The following is a 14,129-nucleotide window of genomic DNA, read 5'->3' as shown; positions in this document are numbered from 1 at the left end:
CCTTGCGGGATTGGGTGGGGAGGAGTCTGCCGTTTGCTCGTCGTTGTGGGGGCACCCCCCCCCCCCCCCCCCCCCAGCACCGGGAAGCAGGGCCGCGACCACCAGTGCCACCGCCACCGTCCGTGCGCGGTTGGCCCATCCGCTGCCGCAGCCCGCCGACACTACTCGTCCTTCCGCAGCCGGATCTGCTTGACGACGCTCAGCTCGCAGCGGCCGTCCGCACACGTACGCCGCAGCCGGCCCCTGGAGATCGTCTGTACCAGCCCGATCGTCCAGCAGGCGGGACAGCCGCGCAGCGCGAGCAGCCCCACCGGTGCGAGCAGCAGGCTGCCGAGCCCGAGGACCGCAATGCCCAGGACCGAGACGGTCAACGCGCCGAATCCCACCGCACCGCGGACCAGGTGCCGGGGCAGCGATGTGCTGGCGAAGTTCTTCTGGTCAGTGGTCATGGTCGCCTCGCGGGGACCGGATCGGGGGAACCTGCAGCGCCTGTCGCACCGTTGCGCGGGCGCGGTGCAACCGCGACTTCATCGCCGCGGTGCTGAGACCGAGCGACTCGGCGACCGCGCGACCGCTGTACCCCTGAATGTCCCGCATGATCAGCACACGGCGCTGGTCGGCGGGAAGCGCCGCGATCGCCGCGGCGACACGGTCGACTTCGAGACGGCGCAACGCCTCGTCCTCGGACGACGGCACGACGGTGTCCGGAAGGGGTCCGTCGTCGCGCAGCATCGACCGTGACCGTCGAAGACACTCGTTGCGCACGATGCGGAACATCCAGGACGCCAGCGCGCCGGAGGTCCGCAGCATGCCGATCTTGCGATAGAGGATGATCAGAGCTTCCTGGGCGGCGTCCTCGGCGTCCTGCGGGGAGGCGCACAAGGAGCGTGCGAACCGCTGCACATGAGGATGCGAGCCGGATACCAGAGCGGCTGCCGCCCGGGCATCGCCCTCCCGCGCCGCAGCGATCACCTGTTCGCCCGGCCACGTGACGTCAGCCACGTGAACGCCCACGCCGGCGCAGCATGACGACACTGCACGTACAGACCAGCACAGCCGCGACAACGACGGCACCAATGATCACGACAACCTCCGATTCATGTGCCGACACTGTCGTCCGCACATGTATAAGAGACGCGAGCCCCGCCAGAGGATTCACCGTGATCTGTGTGTCTTCTCAGGCGGCTGTGGTCGGGCCGCCCGCGGGGGGCCCGACCGGGTGCGTTTTTCTGCGGCTGTAGCGCCTGCGCACCGTGCGGGCCGCGGCTATTCCTCTTCCGGGAAGTGCCGCACCACGCTGTCGGGGCCGGGGCTCATGAGGGTCTCGTGTCCGTCCTCGAACCGGACCCGGTAAGGCGGACCGCCGTTCTCTCCCAGCACCTCGATGACTTCCGCCGTCCGGTCGTGTTGCCCCACGATCCGCCCGTGCACCACGATCCGGTCACCCACACTCGCTTGCATCCCGCGCCTCCGTTCAGTAGCAGTGACGGCCCTCGCCGAGGTACCCGGCCCGGCCCTCCGCTATGCCCCGCGTCACCCGAACGCCGCCCGTGCACCACCACTTGACCAAGAAGTTCCCCCGGGTGAGCACCCCGCGGTCGACGGCCGCGCCGGTCTCGGACGGCAAGTCCCACGCCACCACGGCGGCCGTCAGGCCGGCCTCGGTACGCAGGGCCGCGCAGGCGCCCTCGGCTGTCCGGGCCCACCGCACCTCCAGGCCCCGGTCGTACGAGCAGGCGGGCCCCGGAGGGGCCGGAGGGGGGCCGCAGGGCCCCGGCCGGTCCGTCATGCGGCGCGGCAGTCGGCGGCGGTGTCCGGCGCCTCACCGGACACCGCCGCCGACCACGGGTCTGGACTAGTACCAGTAGCTCAGCCCCGACTTGTACGGCGTCAGGCTGCGCTGCCCCACGACGCCGCGGTAGGTGTACCAGCCCCACTTCTTGCACATGGTCTGGTAGCTGAGGGTGTTGTGCGCGCCGGATCCCACGCGGACGCGCGGATAGATGACGTTGTCACCCCAGTCGCCGGTCGCCGGACCGCTGGAATAGGCGTCCACGGCCCAGTACACACCCACGACCGAGCCGCCGGCCGGACAGTTCCACGTGCCGAAGTTCACCCAGACGTTCCCCCCTGTCCACGCACTCGCCGGTGCGGCGCCGAGTCCGACGATCGCGGCTGTCATCAGTGAGCCCGCCAGCACTCCACGGGCCTTTCGCAACAACGGTCCAGACATGAGACCTCCCCTACGCGGCTGCGCACCGTCGCGCACCTCGCCCCGTCGGCAGAGCTTCCCACCGGAACCGGGCGATTGTCCGACTTACGACGAGATTGATTGAAAGTCGAACAAGTGGCCGATATTCGACGGTTCAGTCACTCAGAGGGATTCCTTGACGACGTCCTCGGCCGCGCGGCTCTCCGCGGTGTGCGGGTCGAGTTCGCTCAGGGTCAGGAGGGACACGTCGTCGCTGAGGCGCTTCTCCCATCGGGCGGCCATGTCCTCCTGCTTGTCGCGGGGCAGCTGCTGCACTTCCTCTCGTCTGGCCGGCGCGAGGGCCTTGAGGAACCGCGTCAGGGAATCGGTGTCCATGGATACGTCCTTCGTGGTCCGTGGCCGCGCGGACCGCGCGCCCGTGGTGGTGGGTCCTGAGCATCCCTACAGGGCAGTCAGTCAGGTGAGACTGCTCTTCAGTGCCGCGATGTACTTCCCGATCGAGTGGTCGCGCACCCCGTCGCTGCCCGGGGCGAACGGGTCGGCCGTCAGCCCCTTGGCGCGGTCCGCCAGCCCGCCCAGCAGCGTCATGGAGTCACGGACCTTCCCGGAGGCGTCGATGTAGCGCAGGGTGTCGACGTGGGTGTAGGCCGGCTCCGGCGGCAGCTGGGGGACGATGTCGTTGTTGTTGACGAACCGGTGGATGCGCTTGGCCAGGCCCTTGTTGCACGCCGCGGCGAGGAGGCGGTCGCAGGTGCGGGGCTGGCCGAAGGTGCAGACGCCGTTCACGGTGAGCCTGGGCTCTTCCAGGTGGAGGCGGGCGCCGGCGAGCATGGCGAGGGCGCCGCCGAGGCTGTGACCGGTCAGCCACACGCTCTGCCCGTCGGTGTGGAATTCGGCGATGGCCTCCTTCACGTCCGGGTAGACGGATTCGAGGGCTTCGCCGAATCCGTAGTGGATGTAGCCGGTCTTCGCCGGACCCGGCCACGGCGGGGTCGTGGCGTCCGAGAGCCAGTCACGGATCTGCGCCGGCTCCGTCCCCCGGAACGCGATGATGATCATTTCATCGCTGGCCATGGTGAAGGCCTGGGTGTCCTGCAGCGGGAACGGCGGGCTGAACCGGGTGTGGTGATGGCGGACCTCGTCGAATCCCCACTGCCGGGCCCTCTCTTCGATGACGGACTCTCGCTTGTAGGCGAGGTCCGCCACCTGAGCGAGGCTGTAGGCGTGGGCGAGGCTGTAGTCCTTGGCGTGGTGGTCGATCACCGAAGGTGCGGGCACAGGGGGTTCCTCTCAGAAGCGGTCGGATCCCGCCCCCCGGCAAGGGCGCGGGAGGGATTGGCGTACGGGCGCGTCATTGGCGCGCCCCGGCGCCGCCCGGACAGGGGCAGGCCGCACGGCTCAGTCGATGCCCACGGTGTACGCGGCTCGGTAGCCGGCGCCGTCGGGTACGGGGCCCAGGGTCAGGGCGGTTCCGGAGTCCCGGTAGCGGCTGTCCCGGCCGTTGGGGTGCTCCGGCATCGGGCGGCGCGCGTAGGGCTGCTTGGCGTAGACCCGCCGCAGCAGGTCCTCGGGGAAGAAGAGCTGCGACGAGGTCTCGGTACGGGTGTCGGGGCGATGCACCTTGAAGTGGATGTGCGGGGCCAGTCCCGCGTACCAGCCGGGCACGATCGTGCGGAAGACGCACTTGCCCGCACTGTCGGTGACCTGCGTACCGCGCAGGAACACGTCCTGGCCGCTCGAATATTCGCCTTGGGCGTCGGCTTGCCACACGTCGACGGCGGCGCCCTTGAGCGGCCGGCATCCCTCGGAAACCCGGACCACCGTCAGGTCCAGGCGCAACGGCACGCCTTCGCGGCCGTCCGTGATGTCCGACCGGACCCGGTCGAGGTCCAGGTAGTACGGTCCGGTGCCCCACTCCGTGGTGAGGACACAGCCGGGGGTGGGGGTTCCGGGAGGCGGGGACGTCGGGCCGGTTGCCGGGGACGTCGGGCCGGTAGGCGGGGACGTCGGCTGGGACGTCTGCTGCGGCGCCTTGCGCACCGCTACGGCGGGAGGGCCGCAGGCCGCGGTCAGGGCGCCGACCGCGGCCGACCCGGCGGCCAGCAGCACCGCACGGCGGCTGGCGGGGGAGGTTTCGTTCTCGGCCATGCGCAGCCCCTCACAGTACTTCGGTCCTCGGGCCGCCGCCTGCGGACGGCCGCGACCACCGTGCCGGAACCGGAGTAAACCGGCCACGGACGACACGCTCGCTCACCCGGTCGACAGAGAAGATCACCCTAGGGACGCGCGCCCCGCGGGCCCCTCCTCCCCCGCGTCCCCCGTCCGCGTTGCGCCGGTCGGCGGTCGTGTCGCGGGCACGCCGGCTCGTACGGGCGGCGGGCGGCGGGCGGTGCGCGACGAGACCGGCAAAGGCCCACATGACCATGGGCGCGTCACTAGAATCCAGCCAAGCCAGGCGCTACTCGGGGGGCCAAGTGGAAGCGTTGATACCGGGTGACCCGGTACGGGTGGGGCCGTACCACGTGGTTGCGCGGCTCGGCAGCGGGGGCATGGGGCGGGTCTACCTGGCCCGTACGCCCGGCGGGCGGAACGTGGCCGTGAAGGTGGTGCATCCGGAGCTGGCCCGGGATCCGGAGTTCAGACAGCGGTTCGCCCGCGAGGTCGCGGCCGCGCGGGCGGTGGACGGGAGGTTCACCGCCCAGGTCCTCGATGCCGGCGTGGACGATCCGACACCATGGCTGAGCACCGTGTTCGTACCCGGGATGTCGCTCGCCGAGGCGGTGGCCGAACATGGGCCGTTCCCCGAGGCCTCGGCGCTGGCCCTGGCCCGCGGTCTGGCGGCGGCCCTGTCGGCGGTGCACTCTGCCGGGCTGGTGCACCGGGACCTGAAGCCTTCGAACGTGCTGCTCGGCCCCGACGGGCCCCGGGTGATCGACTTCGGCATCTCGCGGGCCACCGAAGCGAGCGCCCTGACCCGGACCGGGATGACCGTAGGATCGCCGGGCTTCATGTCGCCGGAGCAGGCGGGCGGGGGCACGGTCGGTGCCGCCTCCGACGTGTTCTCGTTCGGGGCGGTACTGGCCTTCGCCCTGAGCGGCGAGAGCCCCTTCGGGACCGGCGCGACTCCCGCGCTGCTCTACCGGGTCGTGCACTCCGAGCCGCGGCTGGAGGCCCTGTCGGGGGTCGCGCTGGACCTCGTACGACGCTGCCTGGCCAAGGATCCGGCGCAGCGGCCGTCCCTGGATGCCCTGGTGGCGGAGCTGTCGGGCGGGGCCGGTGGGGCGGATGGGTCGGGCGGGCCGGATGGGTCGGGCGGCGCGCGGCCCGACGGTTCGGGGTGGCTGCCGCCCGCCGTCGCGAACAGCCTGCTCGCGCGCGCCTCTTCGGCCCTGGAGGTGGACTCCGACCCCGCGCTGGCGGCCGCCCCCGCGCGGTACGCGCCGACGCGGGTGGACCCCGCGCCCGCGGCTGCGGAGTTCGCCGACCAGTTGACCGCCCCGGCGACGGTCGACCCGGGCGGCTCGCCGGAGCCCCCCGTTGAGCCGCCCGTCACCCCGCCCACCGGCGGAACGGACCCGGCGGGGGGCCGAGCGCCGATCCGGACGCGGACGCGGATCCGAACGGCGCCCTTCCTGGCTGCCGCCGCCGTGGTGGTGGTGGCCGCGTCGATCGGGGCTCTGGCGTACACGGCCTACGAGCCCGGGAAGAAGCCGGACCGGAAGTACGTATCCCTGGACGACAACGGCGACACCCCTTCGGACACCCCTTCGGACACTCCTTCGGACACCCCCTCGGACACGGAGACGACACCGGAGCCGACCGACAGCGAAACGACGCCCGAGCCGACGCCGCAGACCACCGACCCGTTCGACGACTGGTTCCTGGCCGACGACGCGGACATCCAACTGCCCACCGGCTACGGCCTCAACGCCTCCGACTTCAAGGACGCGGAGCCGGGGGACGGTTTCGACCTGGACCTGCGCAAGAACTGGGACCTCGCGGGGGAGGACATCCTGCTGCTGAAGGAGGAGGACTCCGACGTGAACAGCGACTGCCTCTCCGAGAAGTGGACCTCCGACTACGGGACCCTCGTCAAGAACGCCGAGTGGGGCATCGGCGACCAGATATGTGTGCGCGTCTCCTCGGACGTGCTCCTGGTGCTGGTGGTCACCGACATCGCGGACGGCCAGGACGACTACCTGGAAGCCTTCGCCAAGGTGTGGAAACGCGAAGAGCCCGCCTGAGGGGCGTGCGTCGCAAGGACCGACCGGCACCGATACTGGCATCACCCTGTACCGGCCCAGCCCCGGGCACCGTGACAAGCGGCCGGTCCAGGGGCGAGCAGCATGCACCGATCTGAGAGATGAAGAAGCAATGACGCTGATAGAAGGCCAGCGGGTACAACTGGCGACGGACACGGGACTGATCGATTCGGTTGCGATGACGGACGGCTCCTCGACGCCCACGGTGGCTTTCGGAGGATCCCTGTCTCTTGCGGCGGGCACCGAGGGCATCGTCGAGCGGGTGGCCGAGCACCGACACGAAAGCGAGGGGGTCCGCGAGTACGTGCGGCTCAAGTCTCTTCTCGATGCCTTCGGCCGCGACATGCCCGCGGAAAGCAAGAGGCAGTTGGAAGAACAGATCAGCTCCCTGGAGCCGGAGTGGATCGACTATCAGGAGAAGGGGCCCTCCGTCACGGTTCGCGTCCGCTTCGACAACGGGTTCATCCTCGACGACGTACCGGAGGGCCTCTTCACGTCCGTGTGAGGCCATGGCCGATCGTGCGGCGCCGTTCGCTTGAGGTTGGCCTGTGGTCCGGGCAGCGGTGCCGGTGGACGGTGTGATTGGCTGCGCCGTATGGGTCTGAGGAGTGTTCCCCGGGTGCAGGTGTGTGCGGCCGAGCTGTGTCGGCGGGGATGCCGGGCGGTATCCCGCCCTCCGGCGACCGGGGGGTGGGTCATGAGCGTCGGCCGCGCGCCGTCCGAGTCCGGCCGTGTCCCGACACCGGCGGCAGTACCTCCCTTCGACCCCGAAGTGGCTCTCGTTCTGACGGCCTTGGGCCAGGAGTCGAGGGAGCCGGTCACCCCGGACAATCTCGCGGCCCGGCAGGAGCGGGACGCCGCGGCGCGGCCCAGGCCGACGGCCGAGGACCTTCGCGCCGACGGCCGTTTCGAGGTGGCGGAGTTCTGTGTGCCCGGATGGTCGGACGGACCGGACGTCACGCTCGTGAGCGCGCGGCCATCCGGGCTCGTCGGGCCGCTGCCTCTGCTCTACTACATGCACGGCGGCGCCATGATCATGGGCAACGCGTGGTCCGTGCTTCCACGGATCCTTCGCGAGTGGGCCCTCCCGCTGGGACTGGCTGTGATCTCGGTCGAGTACCGGCTGGCGCCGCATGCGCAGTACCCGGCGCCGCTGGAGGACTGCTACGCCGGACTCCTCTGGGCCGCCGGTCACGCGGCCGAACTGGACATCGACGCGGACCGCATCATCGTCGGGGGCAAGAGCGCCGGCGGCGGGCTCGCCGCGGCCCTCGCCCTGCTCGCCCGTGACCGCGGCGGTCCGGGGGCGCTGGGGCAACTGCTGCTGTCCCCGATGCTCGACGACCGCTGCGGCACCGTCTCCAGTCACCAGATGACGGGCCTGGACGTGTGGGACCTCACCTCGCACGCGACCGTGTGGAAGGCGCTGCTCGGTGACCGTCACGGTGCCGCGGACCTGCCGGCCTACGCGGCGCCCTCCCGCGCCACGGACCTTTCCGGACTCCCCCCGGCCTACGTCGACGTCGGTTCGGCCGAGATGTTCCGCGACGAGGGCGTGGCCTACGCGAACGCGATCTGGCAAGCCGGTGGCCAGGCTGAACTGCATGTATGGCCCGGCGCCTGCCACGGCTTCGACAGCCTGGCACCGCAGGCGGCCATCAGCCAGGAGGCACGCGACGCCCGTACCCGCTGGCTCCGGCGCCTCCTCGCGCAATCCGGCACGAGGGGTGGTCGTGTTCAGGGAGCACCATCACGGCCGGGCGTGGATAACGTGCCCACCGGCACCAGCGGTTGAGGAGGCGCGGAGGAGCGAAAGAGTGCCCGGGCCGTGTTCCGTACACCACCGGGGAAGTGAAGCGTCCGAGGCGACGGGCCGCTCCGGCGCATCCGACCGGCGTGATCGGGGCCGGCTGTCCGGGCACACCGGTGCGGCACTGAGCCACCACTCCGAGCGGACTGCGGAGCAGGTGCCGGCGTGCATGATCGCCTAGGGCTGGGCGAGTTGCCGTGCGGCCTGGGGCGCCACAGGCGGAGCGGACGGCCCCGCCCGGTTGCCGGGCGGGGCCTTCCGTACCGACTCCCCCAGAGGCAAAGCCGGGGGTGACGGCATCGAGCGTCGGCGCTCCCCCGATGCCGCCGATGCCGCCGATGCCCTCGGACAACACGTGCGCCAGGCCGCCGAGCGGTTGACCAGGCGCGCGCGCCTCAGCTCACCGCCTGCTTGACGAGTGCGCCGATCCGCGCCTCCACCTCGGCCGTCACCTCGGTCAGGGCGAAACCGGCCGCCCACATCGTGCCCTCGTCCAGCTTCGCCTGGTCGCTGAACCCGAGCGTCGCGTAGCGCGCCTTGAACTTCTCCGCGCTCTGGAAGAAACAGACGACCTTGCCGTCGAGTGCGTAGGCGGGCATCCCGTACCAGAGCTTCGGCTCGAGAACCGGGGCGCTCGCTGTGATGACGGCATGGACGCGCTCGGCCATGATCCGGTCGGATTCCTGCATCTCGGCGATCTTCGCGAGCACGTCGCGCTCCGCCTCCGCCGCCTTGTCCGCGCGCGACCTGCGGCGCGCGGCCGTTTTCAGCTCTTGGGCGTGGTCCTTCATCGCGGCCCGCTCCTCGGCCGTGAATCCCTCGTGCGTGCTGCTTTCAGCGCTGCTCATGGCAGATCTCCCCCGTGCGGACCTTGATGTGCGTGATGGTGAAGGGACCTTATCCCGAGCCACCGACACTTCATCAGTTACCGCGTCGCGTTGGGGAGAACGAGCGCTGCATCTGTCCAGCCAGGCCACGTAGCGCGCTCAGTCACAAGCGCGAGCCGGCCACGTCGGTACGGCGTGCGGCCGAGGGGGCGTGTTGGCCAGCCGGCGCTGCGCGCTTGGCTCCGCCCATCGCCGGCCTGGCGTTCCGGACCTCAGCCACTTCGGCGAGAGACCCTCCGCAGGCGGAGGCCGGGGCACCATGCGAGCTGGCGGGGCCGGAGCTCGTCCCCCCGGCCCCCCGGACCGCCGAATCACCCGGCCTGCTTCTCGCTACCCGGCACGTTGCCCGAGACGGGGCCCTGCCCCTTCCCCGTCTGCTGCCCCTGGCCGTGACCCTTCCCCGATTCCTGCCCCTTCCCTTGGCCCTGCCCCTGACCTTGGTCATGGCCTTGGCCTTGGCCCTTCCCCTCGCTTTCGCCCTGTCCCTGTCCCTGACCCTGGCCCTCACCCTTACCTGGTTCCTGGCCCTGGCCCTTCCCGGGGTCCTGGCCCTGGCCCTGGCCTTCGCCCTTTCCCTCGCCCTGACCCTGGCCCTTCCCTGGGTCCTGGCCCTGGCCCTGGCCCTGGCCTTCGCCCTGACCCTGGCCCTTCCCCGGGTCCTGGCCCTGGCCCTGGCCCTCGCCCTGACCCTGGCCCTTCCCTGGGTCCTGGCCCTGGCCCTGGCCCTGGCCTTCGCCCTGGCCCTGGCCTTGGCCCTTTCCCTCACCCTGACCCTGGCCCTTCCCCGGGTCCTGGCCCTGACCTTGGCCCTGGCCCTGGCCCTGACCTTGGCCCTTCCCCTCACCCTCGCCCTGGCCCTTCCCCGGGTCCTGGCCCTGACCTTGGCCCTGGCCCTGGCCCTGACCTTGGCCTTGCCCCTGGCCCTGGCCCTTCCCCTCACCCTCGCCCTTCCCCGGGTCCTGGCCCTGACCTTGGCCCTGGCCCTGACCTTGGCCTTGCCCCTGGCCCTGGCCCTTCCCCTCACCCTCGCCCTTCCCCGGGTCCTGGCCCTCACCTTGGCCCTGACCCTGGCCCTGACCTTGGCCTTGGCCTTGCCCCTGGCCCTGGCCCTTCCCCTCACCCTCACCCTTCCCCGGGCCCTGGCCCTGACCTTGGCCCTGCCCCTGGCCCTGGCCCTGACCCTGACCTTGACCCTGGCCCTGGCCCTGGCCTTGGCCTTCGCCCTGGCCTTGGCCCTTCCCCTCACCCTGGCCCTTCGCGGGGTCCTGGCCCTGGCCCTGGCCTTGGCCTTGGCCTTGGCCTTGGCCTTGGCCCTGGCCTTGGCCCTTCCCCTCACCCTGGCCCTTCGCGGGGTCCTGGCCGTGGCCCTGGCCTTGGCCTTGGCCTTGGCCACTCCCCTGACCCTGGCCCTTCCCGGGACCCTGACCCTGACCCTGACCCTGGCCCTGGCCTTCGCCCTGGCCCTGGCCTTGGCCCTTCCCGGGGTCCTGTCCCTGACCCTGACCTTGGCCCTGGTCCTGGCCCGGGTCCTTGACTGCGTTCCTGTCGGTCTCCTGGTCAGGGGGTGTGTCCGCCGATGCCGGTTGGGCCGGGGGCAGGACCGGGTACGGGGAGTCGGGTGTTTGGCCCTTCGGGGGAGGGACCTCGTGGTCGTGCCTGCCTGGCACGGCTGCGCTCGGGCGCTCGTACCATTCCCTGCGGTCCGGGTCGAAGACCGTGACGGCCTTCACCGGCTTCTCGGCGGGTCTGACCGCAACGAGGTCGGAGGACCGGAAGGACGACCACTGGTTGCCGTTGTACGTCTGCGTGCCCTTGACGGCGACGGGCGGGGCCAGAGGGTTGCCGCAGGCGCAGCGGACGCGAGGTACGCCTCTGTCGTCGACCAGGACGGACGTGCCGGCCTGCAGGATCGCCTGGTAGCTGGTGGGGGCGTTGTTCTTGTACCCGTAGTTGGTGACCCGGGTGTCCCAGCCCAGCCGAACGGGCGTCAGCGAGCGTAGGTAGGAGGTGATGTCGGGTGGCCGGATGCTCAGGGAGGTGGCGAAGGCCTTCCCCTTGTCCGCGTGCTGAGTGAGGAACTTGATCTGCTTCTCGACGTCGCAGCTCGCGACGTTCCGCGTGCCCCCGTACAACCCCGGGTACGCACCGTCGACCTCGAGGGTGCGGGGACCGCTCGTGCCGTGCTTGGGCGGGACTGCGGCGTGCCCGGGCTCCTCGGCCGTCGTGGGGGTGAACGGATCGGGCCCGGCCGTCGAGGCGCCCTGAAGGAAGACCTCTCCGCCGACGGCGGTGCTCCCGCCCATGACGGTGAAGCTGAGGACCACCGTCGTCGCGACGACCACCGCTGCACTGGCGCTCAGCACGGTTCTGCGCGAACGCCACCGGTGACCCGGCCCGCCCTTCCCGGCTGGCGGAACGGCAGGCCCCGGCGGGGGCGAAGTCCCTGGTGGCGGTGGTGGCCCTGGCGGCGGCGGTTGTTCATGCGACCCCGCGCCGGACAGTGGACCGGGCGGAGGGCCGGTAGGGCGCTCGGAGGAAGGAGGCACGGAACTCACGACACTCTCCCCCCGAAGTAGGTCACCAGGAAAATGATGGCGACTCGCATGTGCTCACTCCTTCTCACCGTTGACGCCTCCACGTCCTGGAGGCGAATCCATGGAAATTCCGCGGGTGGGGCCACCTGTGTGCGTGAGCCCAGGTCTTGAGTAAGCCCCTGGCCTCGGGCCTCGTCATGTCGCGAATTTTCGGGACTTGACAGGCAACAGGCTGGCTGCTGCGCGGAATTGCCCGCGCTCTAAGAAGGGGTGCTGGTGGCTCGACGCGCCGGCCTGCCGGCCACGGACCGGGATCAGGTCCCGTCCACGATCCACAACCGGTTCACATCGGCGACGAGCCACGCTGCCGGCTCCGTACCAGAAGCGGCCGGAGCCGCTGGAAGACCCCGGCAGACAGTGGCCGGGGAGGGACGTCGAAGAGCGGGCCGAACAGGCCCGTGCCGTTCTCGGCCGGCCCTGGTGGTCACCGCGGCCGAGGATGAGGGAGCTGCGGGCGGGTCGAGGTGGCCGTGGCCGCGCGCGCCGGGCCGGATCCGGATCCATAATCCGGATCCGGATCCGGCCCGACCTGGACCGTGCCCGCATCGGCACGCGGTCCAGTCACCACGTTCCGTATGAGTGGGCTTCTCACCTCACCTGATGTCGCTTCCGAGCCATCCGGCACCAGGCGGTCACGCTCACCTCCTGGGCGCGTCGTGGACGCCTGGCGACCACCGGCGGGAGCGCGGGCGGGTCGGGCTTCGGGGCCGCCGCCGTGGCGGTGTCGCGGGAGGTCGTCGTGGTGGAGATGGCGGATGCGTTGGGGGATACGCGTACGGCTCCGACAGCCATGGCGGCCCTGAGGAGCGAGAGGCCGTGGGTGTGGGACATGGAGTTCTCCTTGAGAATACGTAGAGAGGAGGGTCGGTCTCTTTGGATTCGTAGGCTCTCGCTGCGCCGCTGCTCGGTGTCAGCTTCTGCTTCTATTGAGCCCCGGCAGGAGACATCGGGTCACGCCACTGAAATCCGGGGCTTGACAGCTCCGCGGCCATGGCTCTGCCGCATCGGCAGTACGGAACAGAATGATGACTAAGTCATCCAAGGCAGGTACGAAGTCCTACGTGAACGAACAGATTCAGGCCCCGACCCTTCGCGTGTTCATCGCCCTCGCCCCGCCCGACGACGCGAAGGAGGAGCTGGCGCGGGAACTGAGGCCCGCCTACGACGCGTACCCGGACATGCGGTGGAACCGCATCGAGGACTGGCACGTCACCCTCGCGTTCCTCGGTGAGGTCCCGGCTGCGACCGTTCCACTGCTGCGGCCGCCGCTCGCGGACCTCGCGGCGACACGCCCGCCCATACAACTGGCACTGCGCGGCGGCGGCCACTTCGGCGAGCGGGTGCTGTGGAGCGGTATCGACGGCGACCTGGACGGGCTGCACCTGCTCGCCACCGAGGTGCGCGCCGTGGTCAAGGAGTGCGGTGTCACCTTCGCGGACCGGCCCCTGCGTCCCCATCTGACACTGGCCCGGGCCCGCCGGGGCGATCTGTCCTGCGCGGTGGAGGCCGCCGCCGGACTGACCGCGTTCACCGGCCGCCGATGGCAGGCCGAACGCCTGCACCTGGTCGGCAGCAATGTCGGCCGCGGCCCGGGGCCGATCCGCTACCGCGACATCGAAGCCTGGAACTTCGACGGCAGCCACTAACCCGCCGGCAAGGTCCTCAAGTACTTCATGACGGCGGGCAAGGCGCTCAAGGACTCGCCGCTGCGGGCGAGACCGCGGTGCGGCTGCACCTGGTGGCGGCGTGGCGGGAGGCCACGGTCTTCACCGAGGCCGAGCGTGCCGCGCTGGCGCTGGCGCTGGCGGAGGACGGAACCCGGGTCGCGGATGCGGCCCGGTGGGGTCGGCGACGAGGTGTGGGCGTACGCCGCCAAGTACTACGACGAGGAGCAGCTCACCACGGGGGCGTGCCGGCAGCTGCTGGTGCGGGCGCGGCGGCATATGGAGGCCGGGCGGCCGCGCTTCGAAGCGGTCCGCGAAGAGCGGGAGGAGCTGGCGTCGCGGTTCTTCGACGCTTCCGCGAAGGCGATGTGGCCGGCCTGCGGGAACTGCTCGCCGCCGTCTTCCCCTAGCTGGCCCGGATCGACGTGATGTTCGAGCCGCACGAGGTCAACGGTCCGCCGGGCGCGATCTTCCGCGACCGCGACGCCGGCACATCGGGCAGATCCAGACGATCCGCTCGGTGATCAACCCCGAGAAGCTCGGGCACGTTGGCCCAGGGGAACGCTCACCCTCCGTGGGCGTTCCCCTTCCCCTTCCCCTTCCCGTGCACGAGGCCCCGGCCGCGCCCGGGTGCGGCCCGCCCGTGTGCTTCGCCTGCGCCGGGGTGTCGAAAACCGCCCATACCGCGTCACCCGGCTCC

General features: G+C 71.0%; 15 protein-coding genes and 2 pseudogenes. 6 read left to right on the top strand and 11 right to left on the bottom strand.

Translation table 11 applies throughout. The features are described 5' to 3' along the window. Positions 1-161: 161 nt before the first annotated feature. The 8 genes from ACZ4TV_RS20030 to ACZ4TV_RS19995 all read right to left on the bottom strand — a co-directional run bounded on the left by ACZ4TV_RS20030 (position 162) and on the right by ACZ4TV_RS19995 (position 4,360). Positions 162-449 carry a hypothetical protein gene (locus ACZ4TV_RS20030; protein ID WP_468136012.1) on the bottom strand — a complete coding sequence of 96 codons (288 nt, stop codon included), beginning with the start codon at positions 447-449 and terminating at the stop codon, positions 162-164. Next, positions 439-1,002 carry an RNA polymerase sigma factor gene (locus ACZ4TV_RS20025; protein WP_468136011.1) on the bottom strand — a complete coding sequence of 188 codons (564 nt, stop codon included), beginning with the start codon at positions 1,000-1,002 and terminating at the stop codon, positions 439-441. The genes ACZ4TV_RS20030 and ACZ4TV_RS20025 overlap by 11 nt, the downstream gene beginning before the upstream one ends. Positions 1,003-1,266: 264 nt before the next feature. After that, positions 1,267-1,461 (bottom strand): DUF1918 domain-containing protein, encoded by a 195-nt coding sequence (locus ACZ4TV_RS20020; protein ID WP_468136010.1) that lies wholly within the window; start codon positions 1,459-1,461, stop codon positions 1,267-1,269. A gap of 13 nt (positions 1,462-1,474) precedes the next feature. Continuing rightward, on the bottom strand, positions 1,475-1,789 hold the full coding sequence (locus ACZ4TV_RS20015; RefSeq protein WP_468136009.1) for a hypothetical protein: 315 nt from the start codon (positions 1,787-1,789) through the stop codon (positions 1,475-1,477). 66 nt (positions 1,790-1,855) lie between these two features. Further along, positions 1,856-2,116, bottom strand: a complete 261-nt coding sequence (locus ACZ4TV_RS20010; protein ID WP_468136008.1) for a hypothetical protein — start codon at positions 2,114-2,116, stop codon at positions 1,856-1,858. Positions 2,117-2,374: 258 nt separating this feature from the next. After that, entirely contained in the window at positions 2,375-2,587 is a 213-nt protein-coding gene (locus tag ACZ4TV_RS20005) for a hypothetical protein (protein WP_468136007.1), read from the bottom strand. Positions 2,588-2,668: 81 nt separating this feature from the next. Beyond that, positions 2,669-3,490, bottom strand: a complete 822-nt coding sequence (locus tag ACZ4TV_RS20000) for a lipase family protein (RefSeq protein WP_468136006.1) — start codon at positions 3,488-3,490, stop codon at positions 2,669-2,671. A 120-nt stretch (positions 3,491-3,610) separates the two neighbouring features. Next, positions 3,611-4,360, bottom strand: a complete 750-nt coding sequence (locus ACZ4TV_RS19995; protein ID WP_468136005.1) for a dioxygenase family protein — start codon at positions 4,358-4,360, stop codon at positions 3,611-3,613. 326 nt (positions 4,361-4,686) lie between these two features. On the opposite strand from ACZ4TV_RS19995, the gene ACZ4TV_RS19990 reads away from it, so the two are divergent. The 3 genes from ACZ4TV_RS19990 (at position 4,687) to ACZ4TV_RS19980 (ending at position 8,269) form a co-directional block, all read left to right on the top strand. After that, a complete protein-coding gene (locus tag ACZ4TV_RS19990) occupies positions 4,687-6,456 on the top strand; it encodes a serine/threonine protein kinase (protein ID WP_468136004.1) in 1,770 nt (589 codons plus the stop codon). A gap of 130 nt (positions 6,457-6,586) precedes the next feature. Further along, positions 6,587-6,979: a hypothetical protein gene (locus ACZ4TV_RS19985; protein ID WP_468136003.1), complete on the top strand. Its 393-nt coding sequence runs from the start codon at positions 6,587-6,589 to the stop codon at positions 6,977-6,979. A gap of 192 nt (positions 6,980-7,171) precedes the next feature. Next, a complete protein-coding gene (locus ACZ4TV_RS19980) occupies positions 7,172-8,269 on the top strand; it encodes an alpha/beta hydrolase (RefSeq protein ID WP_468136002.1) in 1,098 nt (365 codons plus the stop codon). Positions 8,270-8,679: 410 nt separating this feature from the next. Here ACZ4TV_RS19980 and ACZ4TV_RS19975 read toward each other — a convergent pair whose 3' ends face one another. The 3 genes from ACZ4TV_RS19975 to ACZ4TV_RS19965 form a co-directional block, all read right to left on the bottom strand. Then, entirely contained in the window at positions 8,680-9,132 is a 453-nt protein-coding gene (locus tag ACZ4TV_RS19975) for an iron chaperone (RefSeq protein WP_468136001.1), read from the bottom strand. A gap of 350 nt (positions 9,133-9,482) precedes the next feature. Then, positions 9,483-11,474 (bottom strand): DUF6777 domain-containing protein, encoded by a 1,992-nt coding sequence (locus ACZ4TV_RS19970; RefSeq protein ID WP_468136019.1) that lies wholly within the window; start codon positions 11,472-11,474, stop codon positions 9,483-9,485. A gap of 879 nt (positions 11,475-12,353) precedes the next feature. Then, positions 12,354-12,596, bottom strand: coding sequence for a hypothetical protein (locus tag ACZ4TV_RS19965; protein ID WP_468136000.1), 243 nt, complete (start codon positions 12,594-12,596; stop codon positions 12,354-12,356). Positions 12,597-12,790: 194 nt separating this feature from the next. Here ACZ4TV_RS19965 and thpR point away from each other — a divergent pair, with 194 nt between their 5' ends. From thpR to ACZ4TV_RS19950, 3 genes and pseudogenes are all read left to right on the top strand, one after another. After that, positions 12,791-13,411, top strand: a complete 621-nt coding sequence (gene thpR, locus ACZ4TV_RS19960) for an RNA 2',3'-cyclic phosphodiesterase (protein ID WP_468135999.1) — start codon at positions 12,791-12,793, stop codon at positions 13,409-13,411. 56 nt (positions 13,412-13,467) lie between these two features. Then, a pseudogene (locus ACZ4TV_RS19955) lies at positions 13,468-13,663 on the top strand (carboxymuconolactone decarboxylase family protein); the annotation flags it as partial. Positions 13,664-13,672: 9 nt separating this feature from the next. Beyond that, a pseudogene (locus tag ACZ4TV_RS19950) lies at positions 13,673-13,985 on the top strand (sigma-70 family RNA polymerase sigma factor family protein); the annotation flags it as partial. Positions 13,986-14,129 lie beyond the last annotated feature (144 nt).

Source organism: Streptomyces sp. NPDC028910 (assembly GCF_055564955.1).
Note: the sequence above shows the minus strand (reverse complement) of the source record. Positions and strands in the feature narration are given on the sequence as shown.

What these genes read in the sequence shown, in the direction of transcription:
- ACZ4TV_RS20005 (WP_468136007.1), bottom strand. Translation starts at nt 2,587, where the DNA reads ATGGACACCGATTCCCTGACGCGGTTCCTCAAGGCCCTCGCGCCGGCC.
- ACZ4TV_RS20020 (WP_468136010.1), bottom strand. Translation starts at nt 1,461, where the DNA reads ATGCAAGCGAGTGTGGGTGACCGGATCGTGGTGCACGGGCGGATCGTG.
- ACZ4TV_RS19980 (WP_468136002.1), top strand. Translation starts at nt 7,172, where the DNA reads ATGAGCGTCGGCCGCGCGCCGTCCGAGTCCGGCCGTGTCCCGACACCG.
- ACZ4TV_RS20030 (WP_468136012.1), bottom strand. Translation starts at nt 449, where the DNA reads ATGACCACTGACCAGAAGAACTTCGCCAGCACATCGCTGCCCCGGCAC.
- ACZ4TV_RS20015 (WP_468136009.1), bottom strand. Translation starts at nt 1,789, where the DNA reads ATGACGGACCGGCCGGGGCCCTGCGGCCCCCCTCCGGCCCCTCCGGGG.
- ACZ4TV_RS19975 (WP_468136001.1), bottom strand. Translation starts at nt 9,132, where the DNA reads ATGAGCAGCGCTGAAAGCAGCACGCACGAGGGATTCACGGCCGAGGAG.
- ACZ4TV_RS19965 (WP_468136000.1), bottom strand. Translation starts at nt 12,596, where the DNA reads ATGTCCCACACCCACGGCCTCTCGCTCCTCAGGGCCGCCATGGCTGTC.
- ACZ4TV_RS19995 (WP_468136005.1), bottom strand. Translation starts at nt 4,360, where the DNA reads ATGGCCGAGAACGAAACCTCCCCCGCCAGCCGCCGTGCGGTGCTGCTG.
- ACZ4TV_RS19970 (WP_468136019.1), bottom strand. Translation starts at nt 11,474, where the DNA reads ATGGGCGGGAGCACCGCCGTCGGCGGAGAGGTCTTCCTTCAGGGCGCC.
- thpR (WP_468135999.1), top strand. Translation starts at nt 12,791, where the DNA reads ATGACTAAGTCATCCAAGGCAGGTACGAAGTCCTACGTGAACGAACAG.
- ACZ4TV_RS19985 (WP_468136003.1), top strand. Translation starts at nt 6,587, where the DNA reads ATGACGCTGATAGAAGGCCAGCGGGTACAACTGGCGACGGACACGGGA.